The 15,108-nt window shown below is 64.9% G+C and carries 10 protein-coding genes and 1 other RNA gene; 2 read left to right on the top strand and 9 right to left on the bottom strand.

Features of this window, described 5'->3' with window-relative positions:
* Positions 1–888: an SDR family oxidoreductase gene (locus FHS79_RS15400; RefSeq protein WP_184202137.1), complete on the bottom strand. Its 888-nt coding sequence runs from the start codon at positions 886–888 to the stop codon at positions 1–3.
* A gap of 85 nt (positions 889–973) precedes the next feature.
* Between FHS79_RS15400 and FHS79_RS15395 the strand changes: the two genes are divergently transcribed.
* Positions 974–1,651 carry a Fe2+-dependent dioxygenase gene (locus FHS79_RS15395; protein WP_184202134.1) on the top strand — a complete coding sequence of 226 codons (678 nt, stop codon included), beginning with the start codon at positions 974–976 and terminating at the stop codon, positions 1,649–1,651.
* Positions 1,652–1,884: 233 nt separating this feature from the next.
* Positions 1,885–2,886 (top strand): sensor histidine kinase, encoded by a 1,002-nt coding sequence (locus FHS79_RS15390; RefSeq protein WP_184202131.1) that lies wholly within the window; start codon positions 1,885–1,887, stop codon positions 2,884–2,886.
* Between the two features lie 116 nt (positions 2,887–3,002).
* Here the strand turns inward: FHS79_RS15390 and FHS79_RS15385 are convergent, their stop codons facing one another.
* The 8 genes from FHS79_RS15385 to rpoB all read right to left on the bottom strand — a co-directional run bounded on the left by FHS79_RS15385 (position 3,003) and on the right by rpoB (position 15,089).
* Positions 3,003–3,668 carry a DUF4893 domain-containing protein gene (locus FHS79_RS15385; protein WP_184202129.1) on the bottom strand — a complete coding sequence of 222 codons (666 nt, stop codon included), beginning with the start codon at positions 3,666–3,668 and terminating at the stop codon, positions 3,003–3,005.
* On the bottom strand, positions 3,668–4,279 hold the full coding sequence (gene gmk / locus FHS79_RS15380; RefSeq protein WP_184202198.1) for a guanylate kinase: 612 nt from the start codon (positions 4,277–4,279) through the stop codon (positions 3,668–3,670). The genes FHS79_RS15385 and gmk overlap by 1 nt, the downstream gene beginning before the upstream one ends.
* Before the next feature lie 47 nt (positions 4,280–4,326).
* Complete coding sequence (locus FHS79_RS15375) at positions 4,327–4,794, bottom strand: SspB family protein (RefSeq protein WP_184202126.1); 468 nt, start codon at positions 4,792–4,794, stop codon at positions 4,327–4,329.
* Between the two features lie 73 nt (positions 4,795–4,867).
* Positions 4,868–4,996, bottom strand: coding sequence for a hypothetical protein (locus FHS79_RS19220; protein ID WP_274603700.1), 129 nt, complete (start codon positions 4,994–4,996; stop codon positions 4,868–4,870).
* A gap of 59 nt (positions 4,997–5,055) precedes the next feature.
* Positions 5,056–5,406, bottom strand: a transfer-messenger RNA (tmRNA) gene (gene ssrA / locus FHS79_RS15370).
* 4 nt (positions 5,407–5,410) lie between these two features.
* Positions 5,411–6,574, bottom strand: coding sequence for a glycosyltransferase family 4 protein (locus tag FHS79_RS15365; RefSeq protein WP_184202195.1), 1,164 nt, complete (start codon positions 6,572–6,574; stop codon positions 5,411–5,413).
* Between the two features lie 163 nt (positions 6,575–6,737).
* Positions 6,738–10,886, bottom strand: coding sequence for a DNA-directed RNA polymerase subunit beta' (gene rpoC / locus FHS79_RS15360; protein WP_184202123.1), 4,149 nt, complete (start codon positions 10,884–10,886; stop codon positions 6,738–6,740).
* Between the two features lie 51 nt (positions 10,887–10,937).
* Entirely contained in the window at positions 10,938–15,089 is a 4,152-nt protein-coding gene (gene rpoB / locus FHS79_RS15355; protein ID WP_184202120.1) for a DNA-directed RNA polymerase subunit beta, read from the bottom strand.
* Between the last annotated feature and the right edge of the window lie 19 nt (positions 15,090–15,108).

Genomic DNA, 15,108 nt, shown 5'->3' with positions numbered 1-15,108 from the left:
TCAGGCGGTCCGATCCTGCCGGTCCTTGGCGTTGGTGGCCTGGATGGCGCCCTTGATCATGTCCCAATCCGAACGGTCGAGCGCCGACAGGCTGTGGAAGTTGCCGTTGGAGGCCAGCCACTGCCCGCCATCGAGGGCGATGACCTCGCCAGTGAGATAGGCACAGCCGGGCGCCATCAGGAACACCGCGAGGTTGTCGAGCTCCTCATGCTCCCCCATCCGGCCCATCGGAATGCCGGCGGCCCCGGTGCCTGCACCGGTCTTTTCCATCAGCGGCGCCGGCATCAACCGCTCCCAGGCACCCTTGGTGGGGAAAGGCCCCGGCGCGATGGCATTGGCACGGATGCGCTTGGGCCCCCATTCCTGCGCCAGACTCTGCGTCATCGCCGCGACCCCGGCTTTGCTCATGGCGCTCGGCACGGTGAAAGGCCCGCCGGTCCAGACCCAGGTGGTGACGATCGAGAGGATGTTGCCGGGCAGCCCCGCTTCGATCCAGCGTTTGCCGGCCGCGACCGTGGTGTTGAAGGTGCCTGCCGCGACGATGCTGGCGATGGCGTTGAAGGCGTTGGGGCTGAGGTCTTCGGTGGGCGAGATGAAGTTGCCGGCAGCGTTGTTGACGAGGCCGGTGAGCGGGCCGGCATCGAAGATCGCCTGCATCGCCTCGTCGATGGCGCCGCCATTGCGGATGTCGACGGGCATGGCGGTGACGGTGCTGCCGCTGGCTTCGGCGAGTTCGGCCGCGGTGTCGTCGAGCACACCGCCGCGGCGGCCCCAGATGACGACCTCGGCACCCAGCCGGGCAAAGGCGCCGGCCATCGACTTGCCGAGGCCGGTGCCGCCCCCCGTCACAAGGATCTTCTGCCCGCGCATCAGCCCGTCTGCAAACATCGACCGTCTCCTTGCCTGAGGTGCCAGGGTGCGCGTGCGGGGCCGGACTGGCAACTGCCACAAATGCTGTCTAGGCTTGCGGGCCATGGCGCTGATCCTGACCGATATCCTCGCCCCGGACGCGCTTGCGGTGCTGCAATCGGCGCTTGCCGGGGCTGCATGGCAGAACGGCCGCGAGAGTGCGGGTGCCCAGTCCGCCGCGGTCAAGGCCAATGGCCAACTGGCCGGGGACGATCCGATGGCGCGGGAATGGAGCGGGGCTATTACCATTGCGCTGTCCCGGCACCAGGGCTTTCACACTGCAGCACTGCCGCGGCGGATCACCACGCCGCTGTTCAGCCGCTATGGCGTGGGTGAGCATTATGGCGCGCATATCGACAATGCGATCCGCGCCGAGGGGCGGGAGCGGATGCGCACCGACCTTGCCGCGACGTTGTTCCTGAGCCCGCCGGACGATTATGATGGCGGCGACCTTGCGGTGGAGACCAGCTTCGGCCGCCCGCGCTTCAAGCTGCCGGCGGGGCAGATGCTGCTCTATCCGGCCTCGAGCCGCCATGAGGTGCTGCCGGTGACACGCGGCACAAGGCTGGCTGCGGTTCTGTGGGTGCAATCGCTGGTTCGGGATGATGCCGACCGGATGCTGCTGCTCGATCTCGATCGCAGCGTGCAGGCGCTTGCCGCCGACCGGGGGCCGAACGACCCGCATATCCTGGCGCTGACGAGCACCTATCACAACCTGCTGCGGCGCTGGGTCGAAAGCTGAACCTCGGGCCTGGGAGGCCCGGTGGGGTCGTGTGAGCGCCCGTCGTCATCAGGCGCCCGGCTTCGGCATTTTCGCGCCTGCAAACGTGATGATTGAGCGTCAGGCTAATATACTTGAGCGCGCAGCGCGGAATCGGTGTAGAATTGTTGGTCGGGGACGAGTTTCGCGGCAGAAATGCTGTTCGGCGGCGGCTCGCCTGCGTGGACCGTTCCTCGCTGATCGGGAATGACGACATGCAAACGCAAACCGTGGCCGCACAGGTCTGGCCATCGGAGCACCTCAGGCTGGCGATCGATGCGGCGTGCGTTGCGCTCTGGTCGTGGAATGTCGACACCGACCGCTTCACCATGGACGCACGAGCGTTCGATCTGTGGGGCTTGCCATGGGCGGAGGAAGTGCGCTTCGAGGAGCTTTCCGCCCATATCCACCCTGCCGACCGGGACCGGGTGGGCGCCGCCTTCGAAGCCACCCGTGCAGCGGCCGGTGCGTTCGAAACCGATTTTCGCATCATGATCGACGACAATGTCCGCTGGATCTCGGCACGCGGCGAGGGTGCCGATGCCGAGATGGTGAACCGGCGCAAGTTCGGCATCTTCCTCGATGTGACGGGGCGCAAGCAGGCCGAGGAGGGGAATGAACTGCTGGCGGGCGAGATGAGCCACCGGGTGAAGAACCTGCTCGCCGTGGCGACCGGGCTCACCCAGATCACCTATCGCTCGGCGGCCTCGGCGCAGGAGATGGCGGAGGGCCTGACGCAGCGGCTGATGGCGCTGGGCCGTGCGCATGATCTCGTCCGACCGTTACCGGGCACCGAGGGCAAGGCGGCGCTGCTGGGCGATATCCTGTCGGTGCTGCTCTCCCCCTATGATGACAAGGGGGCGTTTGCAGGCCGGATCAGGGTTGCGGTCGTGCGGATCGGGGTGGGCCAGGCGACGGCGACGGCGCTGGCCATGCTCATCCATGAGATGGCCACCAACTCGGTCAAGCACGGGGCCCTGTCGTGCGAGGAGGGGCTGCTCAATGTGACAACGACGGTGGAGGATGATTCGCTGTCGCTGATCTGGGCGGAGAGTGGTGGTCCGCCGATCGAGACGGTGCCGGTTCTGGACGGGTTCGGCAGCCGGATGGTGGAGCGTTGCCTGCGGCAGCAACTTGCTGGCTCGATCGCCTATGAATGGCATGAGGGCGGGCTGGTGGCGACGATGACGATGCGGAAGAGCCGGCTGGCGCACTGAGGGGTTCGCTGCGGTCTAGACCCTATTGCGTTTTGATGTGATCAAAACGCGGGTCTAATTCTTGTTTTCGTGTGTTTTTGTCGCAAGAACCGGTGTCCACTTTTGCGAAACACACTCTAGCGGCGCCGCATTTCGACAAGCAGGAGGTTCGACTGCCAGCGCGGCCAGGGCAGTTCGAGACGCCAATGGTCGGGGCCCAGCGCGCGGAGGACGCCGAGGTGATCGCGATCGGGATCATCGCCATAGGCGCGTTGCCCCGGCTCGCCGGCCAGCGCCAGGGCGCCGAGAAACACCATGCGGTCACCATCGGGCCAAAGTCCGCCGGACAGCTGCTGCGCGCCCTCGCTCATGCCAAGTGCGAAGGGGGCATGCTTGTGGCTTGCACCCACGGCGCAGGCGCCCCAGTCGCCGACCTGCAGCGGCAGCACGCCATCGCGCGGCCAGCCATCGTCGCGGGTGCCCATGCGGATGGTGCGGCACTCATATTCCCCAGGCGGGGGCAGCGTATCGGAGGCCACGACGGTGCGGCGCCCGGGCAGCGGCTCGACGGGGGGAATGGCGACCGGGCCAAGGGCAGCCAGCGCCTCGCGGCCGCCGGCGGCATCGATATCGGCAAGGCTGCGGGTCCAGGCGCGCCAGAGGCCGGCCATGCGCGTGCGGTCCTCGGCCTGGATGCGCCCCTGCCAGCTGGTGGCGGCGGGTTGCGCTGCAACGGGGGATGCCGCTGAAGCTGCCATGAGCAGCAGCAGGGCCGGCAGCGCGCCCGAAAACGCGGAGCGCATCAGCCGCCCTCGCCGAGCATGGCGCGGACGAAATCGGCGAGCCCGAGCTGGCGCTTGCGGCGCAGCCGCTCGGCCTTGAGGATGGCGCGCAGCTCGGCGAGGCAGGTCTCGATGCTCTCGTTGAGGAGCACATAATCATACTCGCCCCAGTGGCGGATTTCGTCACAGGCGCGCGCCATGCGATCGGCGATCACTTCGGGGTGATCGGTATCGCGTGCGATCAGCCGGCGTTCGAGCTCGCCGAGATCGGGGGGCAGGATGAAGATGCGCACCAGGTCCGATGCCGCGTCGGTCTGCTGCAGCTGCTGGGTGCCCTGCCAGTCGATGTCGAACAGCACGTCGCTGCCGCTGGCCAGCGCGGCCTCGACGGGGGCGCGCGGCGTGCCGTAGCGATTGCCGAAGACGGTAGCCCATTCGAGCAGCTCATGATCCTTGACCATCGTCTGGAAGCGCTCGGGGCTGACGAAATAATAATCCTTGCCGTCGGTTTCGTCATGGCGCGGCGGCCGGGTGGTGGCCGAGACGGACAGGGTGATGCCGGGATCTTCGCGCAGAAGACGGCGGCTGAGCGTGGTCTTGCCTGCTCCCGAAGGCGAGGACATGACGAACATCAGCCCGCGCCGTGCCGGCGTGGCCGAGCCTGGGGTGGCGAAGGCGGTCACTTGCGGCGGAAGCGATCGAGCGCCACGACATTGCCACCGGGATCTTCGGTCGGCGGCTCCGGGCTGGGCTCGGGCGGCGGCGGCGCAGTGTCGGCGGGGGCCGCGAACTGCAGCGCGAAATTGACCGCGGGATCGACGAAGCCGGTGATGGCGCTGAACGGGATGTGGAGTTTTGCCGGCACCTGGTTGAAGCTGAGGCCGATCTCGAAACTGTCGTGATGGACCGCGAGCTCCCAATAGCGGTGCTGGATGACGATGGTCATTTCGTCGGGATAGCGTTCGATAAGGTGACGCGGAATGTTGACCCCGGCGGCGCGGGTGCGAAAGGCGATGTAGAAATGATGGCTGCCAGGGAGCCCGCCATCGGCATCGATGCGCATCAGCACGCGCTGCACCACGCCGCGCAGAGCATCCTGGACGATATCGTCGTAGGGGATCAGGCTGTCGGGCGGGGTTTCGGTCACGGCTGCTCCGGGTGGTCGGCCTCGCCTTTGGTGGCGAAGCCGTGCCGCTCGGTCAAGCACTCGCGGCGACGTGTCAACCCGCCAACGCGGCGAGCAGCACGATGAAAGCGGCAATGGCCGCCCATCCCTCGGGTCGCGCCGGCGTCCAGCCCCAGCCGATCCGCTTGGGTTTGAACCATGTGTTGACGGGAGCGATGCGCATGGAGCCTCTCCTCGAGCAAAGGTGGGGAGCTTCTGTTGCTCGGTGCTCCCCGTACCGCCGGTGTCCGATTCTGTTGCCCGGCTCGGCCCAGCCGCGCTTTCGGCCAGTGTAACTAAGTCCGTGAGGACCTTGTGTTACGCTGCGATTGCGAATGCCTCGTTGTCGTTGGCATTTATGGTGTTTTGAACGGTTTAACGGCGCATTCAGGCCGGGCAAAGATGATCGTCTTTGAACACACGTCGATCCTGGTTCGGCCCCAGACATCCCCGCGACAACCGGGGGGAATGATGGTGGAGCCGCCGGGTACTGCCCCCGGGTCCGCTGCGTCTATTTCACGCCATCCTGTATTGCCATAGCCCGGTTTCCCGAGCCCCCTCGATATAGGGATTGCGGCGACCAGGTGCAAGCAGGTGCCTATCCGGCGGCGGCAGGCGGTGCGTGCGCGGCGATGATTTCCAGATACCGGGCAAGCACGGCGCCGTTGATGGCATCCCAATCATAGGCCATGGCGGCTTCGAGTCCGGCGGCACCTGCCGCGTGGCGGGCATCATGATCGACAAGATAATGTTCGAGCGCATCGGCGAAGCCCGTCACATCGGCATGCGGCACCAGCCGGCCGGTGACGCCATCCTCGATGATGCAGCTGCTGCCCGAGGCGATGGCGGCGACGACGGGGATTCCGCTCGCCAGCGCCTCGATGTTGATGTTGCCGAAGGTCTCGGTGATCGAGGGGTTGATGAGCAGATCGGCACTGGCAAAGGCGGTGGCGAGCATCGTGCCATCAAGAAAGCCGGTGAAAATGGCATCGGGGACCTGCGCCTCGAACTTTGCGCGCGCGGGGCCTTCCCCCACCACCAGCAGCTTGTGCGGCACGCCGCGGCGCTTGAGCTCGGCCACCGCCGCGGCGACCATGTCGAGGCCCTTTTCCAGCACCAGGCGGCCGACGAAGCCGATGACGACATCGTCGTCGCAGATCCCAAGGCTGCGCCGCCACTCGGGCGCGCGCCGTGCCGGCGAGAAGCGCTCCTTGTCGACACCGCGGCTCCAGGTGGCGGCGTGCTCGATCAGCCCCTGGTCGCGCAGCATCTCGCCGAAGCCGGGCGAGGTGACGAACACCTCGTCGAGGCCATGGTAGAAGCGCTTGAGAATGGCTTCTCCGGCCGGGCGGGCCCAGCCGAAGCCGTAATATTCGAAATAGGTCTCGAAGCGGGTGTGCACCGAGGCGACGACGGGTGCCCCCAGGCTCTTGGCCAGCTTCTTGGCGCTGTGACCGAGCGGATCGGGTGCGGACAGGTGGAAGAGGTGCGGTTCCCACTCGGCGATCTCGCGGCGCAGCTTGCCCGGCAGCCCGCGCGCGATCCGATATTCGGCGCGGCCGGGGATGCTCACCGATGGCACCGACACCAGCGTGCCTGCCGGCTCGAATGCCGGGTGATCGCTGGTGGGGGAATAGATGCGGGCAGTGGCGCCCTTGCTTTCGAGATAGGCGACGAGGCGGTTGAGCGCCTGATTGGCGCCGTCCCGCACATAATTGTAGTTGCCCGAGAACAGCACGATGCGAAGGCCCTCGGCGGTCAGACCGCCAGGCCGGTTGGCGGGAGGCCCGCTGCCCGGATGAAACTCCTCGTACATCATGGACTGTATTACGCGCATATTATGGCGCGGTTGCGGCAGCGCGCCGCATCCATGAAAAAGCCCCGCCGGCTTGCACCGACGGGGCTCGTTTCAGGGCCGTGCCCGATCAGGCGTCGGCAGGTGCTTCCAGCGAGGCATCGGCCTTGGTGGCGTTGGCGGCACGGATGGCGGCGTCGCGGCTGTTCGCCGCCACGCGCAGCCGGGCCATGCCGGCACCGGTGCCGGCAGGGATGAGCCGGCCGACGATGACATTCTCCTTGAGCCCCTGGAGCGTATCGACCTTGCCCTGCACGGCAGCTTCGGTGAGCACCCGGGTCGTCTCCTGGAAGGAGGCGGCCGAGATGAAGCTCTTGGTCTGCAGCGAGGCCTTGGTGATGCCGAGCAGCACGGGCTTGCCCTGAGCAGGCGTGCCCTTCTTGTCGAGCTTGCTGTTCTCGGAATCCATTTCCTCGCGGTCGCACTGTTCCCCGACCAGCAGCGTGGTGTCGCCCGAGACGGTGATCTCGACCTTCTGCAGCATCTGACGGACAATCACTTCGATGTGCTTGTCGTTGATGCGCACACCCTGGAGGCGATAGACCTCCTGGATTTCGGTGCAGAGATATTCCGCCAGCTTCTCGACGCCGAGCACGTCGAGGATGTCGTGCGGGTTGGCGGGGCCATCGATGATGTAATCACCCTTGCGGACCATGTCGCCTTCCTGGACCGTGATGTGGCGGCCCTTGGCGAGAAGATAGACGATCGGCTCGCCGCCCTCCTCGGGGTGCAGTTCGACGCGGCGCTTGGCCTTGTAGTCCTTGCCGAACGCCACGCGCCCATCGACCTTGGCGATGACGCCATTGTCCTTGGGGATACGGGCTTCGAACAGCTCGGCCACGCGTGGCAGACCGCCGGTGATATCGCGCGTCTTGGCGGCTTCACGCGGGATGCGGGCGATGACGTCGCCGGCCGACACATCCTGGCCATCGGCGACCGAAAGCACGGCATCGACTGCCAGCATGTAGCGCGCCGCCTCGCCCGACTCATCGTCGAGCAGGGTGATGCGCGGCCGCAGATCGTCCTTCTTGCTGACCGACTTCCAGTCGGTGACGACCTTGTTGGCGATGCCGGTGGCCTCATCGACCTCCTCGCGCATCGAAACGCCCTCGACGAGATCCTGATACTTCACCTTGCCCGACTTTTCGGTGATGACCGGCAGGGTATAGGGATCCCATTCCGCCAGGCGATCGCCCTTCTTGACGCTGACGCCATCGAGCTGCGCCACATTGGCACCATAGGTGATGCGGTGCACCGAACGCTCGCGGCCATCGGGATCGCGCAGCACCAGCTCGCCGTTGCGAGTCATGGCGATGTGCCGCCCGCGGCTGTCGGTGATGGTGGTGAGGCCACGGAACTCGATGGTGCCATCGACCGGTGCATCGAGCGTGGACTGCTCGCTGACCTGTGCGGCACCACCGATGTGGAAGGTGCGCATGGTGAGCTGCGTGCCCGGCTCGCCGATCGACTGGGCGGCGATGACGCCCACGGCTTCGCCGGCATTGACCGGGGTGCCGCGCGCCAGATCGCGCCCGTAGCAGGAGCCGCACACACCACCCTTGGTTTCGCAGAGCAGCGGCGAGCGGATCTTCACTTCGGCCACGGCCGCCGCTTCGATCACGGTAATGTCCGACTCGGTGAGCAAGTGGCCCGCCGGAGCAATGACTTCACCGGTCTTGGCATCGACGATCGCCTCGAGGACGGTGCGACCGAGGATTCGTTCGCCAAGGGAGACGATGGTGTTGCCGCCATCGACGATGGCCTTCATCACCAAGCCCATCTCGGTGCCGCAATCCTGCTCGATGACAACGCAATCCTGGCTGACATCGACGAGACGGCGCGTCAGATAGCCCGAGTTGGCGGTCTTGAGCGCCGTATCGGCGAGGCCCTTGCGGGCGCCATGGGTCGAGTTGAAATACTCGAGGACGGTCAGGCCTTCCTTGAAGTTCGAGATGATCGGCGTCTCGATGATCTCGCCCGACGGCTTGGCCATGAGGCCGCGCATGCCGGCAAGCTGCTTCATCTGCGCCTGCGAACCACGGGCACCCGAGTGCGCCATCATGTAGATGGAGTTGATCTGGCGCTCGCGGCCGTCCTCGTCCTTCCGCTTGGCGCTGATCTCCTTCATCATCTCGTTGGCGACCTGGTCACCGCACTTGGCCCAGGCATCGACCACCTTGTTGTACTTCTCGCCCTGGGTGATGAGACCATCCTGATACTGCTGCTCGAAATCCTTCACTTCGAGCTTGGTCTTGTCGACGAGCACGGCCTTGGCGGCGGGGATGACCATGTCGTCCTTGCCGAAGCTGATGCCGGCCTGGAAGGCGTGGCGGAAGCCCAAGGTCATGATCGCATCGGCGAACAGCACGGTCTCCTTCTGCCCGGTGTGGCGATAGACGGTGTCGATGACGTCGCCGATCTCCTTCTTGGTGAGGAGGCGGTTGATCGTCTCGTAGGGCACCTTGTGGCTCTTGGGCAGGCACTCGCCGAGCAGCATGCGGCCCGGCGTCGTCTCCACGCGGCGCAGCACCTGCTCGCCGGCTTCGTTGGTCGTCGCCACGCGCGCACGGATCTTCGAGTGCAGCGTCACCACCTTGTTGTGGAGCGCCTGGTGCACTTCGGCCATGTCGACAAAGGCCATGCCTTCGCCGGGCTCGGCCTCGCGCTCCATCGACAGATAATAGAGCCCGAGCACCATGTCCTGCGACGGCACGATGATCGGCTTGCCGTTGGCGGGGCTGAGGATGTTGTTGGTCGACATCATCAGCACGCGCGCTTCCAGCTGGGCCTCGAGGCTCAGCGGAACGTGGACGGCCATCTGGTCACCATCGAAATCGGCGTTGAAGGCCGAGCAGACGAGCGGGTGCAGCTGAATGGCCTTGCCCTCGATCAGCACCGGCTCGAACGCCTGGATGCCGAGGCGGTGGAGCGTGGGCGCGCGGTTGAGGAGCACGGGATGCTCGCGAATGACCTCGTCGAGGATGTCCCAGACTTCCTTGCGCTCCTTCTCGACCCACTTCTTCGCCTGCTTGAGGGTCATCGACAGACCCTTGGCGTCGAGGCGCGAGTAGATGAACGGCTTGAAGAGCTCGAGCGCCATCTTCTTGGGCAGGCCGCACTGGTGCAGCTTCAATTCCGGACCCGTTACGATGACCGAGCGGCCCGAATAATCGACGCGCTTGCCGAGAAGGTTCTGGCGGAAGCGGCCCTGCTTGCCCTTGAGCATGTCGGACAGCGACTTCAAGGGACGCTTGTTGGCACCGGTGATGGTGCGGCCACGGCGGCCGTTGTCGAACAGCGCATCGACGGCTTCCTGCAGCATGCGCTTTTCGTTGCGGACGATGATGTCAGGTGCCCGCAGCTCGATGAGGCGCTTCAGGCGGTTGTTGCGGTTGATGACGCGGCGATAGAGATCGTTGAGATCCGACGTCGCGAAGCGGCCGCCATCGAGCGGCACCAGCGGGCGCAGCTCGGGCGGGATGACCGGAACGACGGTCATGATCATCCACTCGGGCTTGTTGCCGCTCTCGATGAAGGACTCGACGACCTTCATCCGCTTGATGATCTTCTTGGGCTTCAGCTCGGACTTGGTGGTGGCGAGCTCCTCGCGCAGCGTCTCCATTTCGCCGTGCAGGTCCATGTCCTGCAGCAGCGTGCGGATCGCTTCGGCGCCGATGCCGGCGGTGAAGCCGTCTTCGCCATATTCATCCTGTGCTGCGAGCAGCTCGTCCTCGGTGAGGAGGTCGAACTTCTTGAGTGGGGTCATTCCCGGCTCGATGACGACATACTGCTCGAAATACAGCACGCGCTCGAGGTTCTTGAGCTGCATGTCGAGCAGCATGCCGATGCGCGACGGCAGCGACTTCAGGAACCAGATGTGCGCCACCGGGGCGGCGAGCTCGATATGCCCCATGCGCTCGCGGCGGACCTTGGTGACGGTCACTTCCACGCCGCACTTTTCGCAAACGATGCCCTTGTACTTCATGCGCTTGTACTTGCCGCAGAGGCACTCGTAATCCTTGATCGGCCCGAAGATGCGCGCGCAGAACAGCCCATCACGCTCCGGCTTGAAGGTGCGGTAGTTGATCGTCTCGGGCTTCTTGATCTCGCCGAAGGACCAGCTGCGGATCTGATCGGGCGATGCCAGCGAGATCTGGATCTTGTCGAAGGTCTCGGGCTTGGCGGCCGGCGAGAAGAAATTCATCACTTCGGTGTTCATGGGGATTCCTTTCAGGACGAGAAGGGGAGAGCGCGGCGCAGGGCCGGTGCGCTATTCCACCTTGTCGTCGCTCTGCAGCTCGACATTGAGGCCGAGCGACCGCATTTCCTTGACGAGCACGTTGAAGCTTTCAGGGATGCCGGCCTCGAAGGTGTCGTCGCCCTTGACGATCGCCTCATAGACCTTGGTGCGGCCGACAACATCGTCGGACTTCACCGTGAGCATTTCCTGCAATGTGTAGGCGGCACCATAAGCCTGCAAGGCCCACACTTCCATTTCCCCGAAGCGCTGGCCACCGAACTGGGCCTTGCCGCCCAGCGGCTGCTGGGTGACGAGGCTGTACGGCCCGATCGAACGCGCGTGGATCTTGTCGTCCACGAGATGGTGCAGCTTGAGCATGTAGATATAGCCCACGGTCACCTTGCGGTCGAACATGTCCCCGGTGCGGCCATCGAACAGCTCGACCTGGCCCGAGGTGTCGAGGCCGGCCAATTCGAGCATGTGGCTCACATCGGCTTCGCGCGCACCATCGAACACCGGCGTTGCCATCGGCACGCCGCCGACGAGGTTGGAGGCCAGCTCCATGACATTCTCATCGGCCATGCCGGCGATGTCGCTGTCGTACTGGCCGCCGTAGATGGCCTTGAGCTTGGCGCGGACTTCGTCGGTGTCGCCGCTTGCCAGGTCACGCCCACGCGCGTGGATGTCTTCCAGCATCGCGCCGATCTGCTTGCCGAGGCCGCGTGCGGCCCAGCCCAGATGCGTCTCGAAGATCTGGCCGACGTTCATGCGCGACGGCACGCCGAGCGGGTTGAGCACGATATCGACCGGCGTCCCGTCGGCGAGGAACGGCATGTCCTCCTGCGGCAGGATGCGGCTGATGACGCCCTTGTTGCCATGGCGGCCGGCCATCTTGTCACCCGGCTGCAGCTTGCGCTTCACCGCGACGAACACCTTGACCATCTTGAGCACGCCCGGCGGCAGTTCATCGCCCGACTGGAGCTTGCCCTTCTTGTCCTCGAGGCGGGCGTTGATGCTCGCCTGGGCATCGTCCCACTGCTGCTTCAGCGCCTCGAGATCGGCCTGGGCGGCATCGTCGGCGACACCGAACTTCCACCATTCACGGCGCGGATGCTCTTCGAGCAGGTCGGCGTCGATGACGGCGCCCTTCCTCACGCCCTTGGGGGCGGCCGCGGCGGTCTGGCCGATCAGCGCATTGCTGAGGCGCGAGTAGGTGGCACGATCGAGGATGGCGCGCTCATCGTCGGCATCCTTGTCGAGCCGTTCGATCTCGTCGCGTTCAATCTGCAGCGCGCGCTCGTCCTTGTCGATGCCGTGGCGGTTGAACACCCGGACTTCGACGACGGTGCCCGCAACGCCCGGCGGCAGCTTGAGCGATGTGTCGCGCACATCGCTGGCCTTTTCACCGAAGATGGCGCGGAGCAGCTTTTCTTCCGGCGTCATCGGGCTCTCGCCCTTCGGCGTGATCTTGCCGACCAGGATATCGCCCGGCTCGACCTCGGCGCCGATGTAGACGATGCCGGCTTCGTCGAGGTTGCGCAGCGCTTCCTCGCCCACATTGGGAATGTCGCGGGTGATGTCTTCCGGCCCGAGCTTGGTGTCGCGCGCCATCACTTCGAATTCCTCGATGTGGATCGAGGTGAAGACGTCTTCCTTGACGATCTTCTCGTTGATGAGGATCGAATCCTCATAATTGTAGCCGTTCCAGGGCATGAACGCGACGAGGGCGTTGCGACCCAGCGCCAGTTCGCCATCCTCGGTGGAGGGACCATCGGCAATGATGTCGCCCTTCATCACCATGTCGCCTACCTTCACCAGCGGGCGCTGGTTGATGCAGGTGTTCTGGTTGGAGCGCTGGAACTTCATCAGCGTGTAGATGTCCACGCCCGACTTGCCGGGCTGGATATCCTCGGTGGCGCGGATGACGATACGCGTGGCATCGACCTGATCGATGATGCCCGAACGGCGGGCGCCGATGGCGGCCCCCGAATCGCGCGCAACAGTGCCTTCCATGCCGGTGCCGACGAACGGCGACTCGGCCTTGACGAGCGGCACCGCCTGGCGCTGCATGTTCGAGCCCATCAGTGCGCGGTTGGCGTCATCGTTTTCCAGGAAGGGAATGAGCGACGCGGCGACCGAGACCAGCTGCTTGGGGCTGACGTCCATCAGCGTGATCTGGTTGCGCGGCGCCATCAGGAATTCGCCGGCTTCACGCGCCGAAACGAGCTCCTCGGTGAAGGCACGATCGGCGCCGGTGTCGGCATTGGCCTGGGCGATGGTGTGGCGGGCTTCCTCCATGGCGGAGAGATAGACCACCTCATCGGTGAGCTTGTTGTCGATCACCTTGCGATACGGCGTCTCGATGAAGCCGTATTTGTTGATGCGGCTGAACGTGGCGAGGCTGTTGATCAGGCCGATGTTCGGGCCTTCCGGCGTCTCGATCGGGCAGATGCGGCCGTAATGCGTCGGGTGAACGTCGCGGACTTCGAAGCCCGCGCGCTCGCGGGTGAGACCACCTGGCCCGAGCGCCGAAACGCGGCGCTTGTGGGTGACTTCCGACAGCGGGTTGGTCTGATCCATGAACTGGCTGAGCTGCGACGAGCCGAAGAACTCGCGCACCGCGGCCACAGCCGGCTTGGCGTTGATCAGATCGTTGGGCATGACGGTGTCGATGTCGACCGAGCTCATCCGCTCCTTGACCGCACGCTCCATGCGCAGCAGCCCGACGCGATACTGGTTTTCCAGCAGCTCGCCGACCGACCGCACGCGGCGGTTGCCGAGGTTGTCGATGTCGTCGATCTCGCCCTTGCCGTCCTTGAGGTTGACCAGCGTCTTGATGACTTCGAAAATGTCTTCGCGGCGCAGCACGGTCATGTCGTCGGGCGCGTCGAGATCGAGGCGCATGTTCATCTTCACCCGGCCGACGGCCGAGAGATCGTAGCGATCGGCATCGAAGAACAGGCCGTAGAACAGTGCTTCGGCGGTCTCGCGGGTCGGCGGCTCGCCGGGGCGCATGACGCGATAGATTTCGGACAGCGCATGATCGCGCTCCTCCACCTTGTCGGCCATCAGCGTGTTGCGGATCCAGGGGCCGACCGACACATGATCGATGTCGAGCAGCTCGATCGAAGTCTGGCCGGACTTGTCGATCTTCTCGAGATTCTCGGCGGTCAGCTCGTCACCGGCCTCGATGTAGATTTCGCCGGTTTGCTCGTTGATGATGTCGAAGGCGCTGTAGCGGCCGAAGATTTCCTCGGTGGGGATCAGCAGCGTCTTCAAGCCGTCGCTCGCGGCCTTGCGGACGACGCGCGGCGTGATCTTGGTGCCGAGCGGGAAGACGACTTTGCCGGTCTCGGCGTTGACGATGTCGAAGCTCGGCTTGAGGTTCCGGTAGTTGGCCTCGACGAACGGCACGACCCATCCGGCCTCGTTCTTGGAGCCAAAACCGCGCTCCCAGATGACACGCTTGTAGAAGAGGTTGAGGATCTCTTCGGAATTCCAGTTGAGCGCATAGAGCAGCGAGGTGACCGGCAGCTTGCGCTTGCGATCGATGCGGACGTTGACGATGTCCTTGGCGTCGAACTCGAAATCGAGCCACGAACCGCGATAGGGGATGACGCGGGCGGCGAAGAGATACTTGCCGCTGGCGTGGGTCTTGCCGCGATCGTGATCGAAGAACACGCCGGGCGAACGGTGCATCTGGCTGACGATGACACGCTCGGTGCCATTGATGATGAAGGTGCCGTTGTGCGTCATGAGCGGCATGTCGCCCATGTAGACATCCTGCTCCTTGATATCGAGCACCGACCGGGTTTCGGTGTCGGCATCGACTTCGAACACGATCAGCCGCAGCGTGACGCGCATCGGAGCGGCATAGGTGATGTCGCGCTGGCGGCACTCGTCGATGTCGTACTTGGGATCCTCGAGCTCGTAATGCACGAAATCAAGCTCGGCGGTGCCGGCGAAATCGCGGATCGGGAACACCGAGCGCAGGGTCTTTTCCAGCCCCGAGATATAGCCATCGGCAGGGCGCGAGCGCAGGAAAAGCTCGTAGCTTTCGCGCTGCACCTCGATCAGGTTCGGCATCTGCACCACTTCGCCGATCTTGCCGAAATCCTTGCGGATGCGGCGGCGGGCGTTGAACGCCTTCGGGGCAGCGGGGGGCTTCATCTGGGTGGCCATGGAAATCGGTCGCCTCTCG

Source organism: Polymorphobacter multimanifer (assembly GCF_014205635.1).
GTDB classification, from domain to species: domain Bacteria; phylum Pseudomonadota; class Alphaproteobacteria; order Sphingomonadales; family Sphingomonadaceae; genus Sandarakinorhabdus; species Sandarakinorhabdus multimanifer.
Note: the sequence above shows the minus strand (reverse complement) of the source record. Positions and strands in the feature narration are given on the sequence as shown.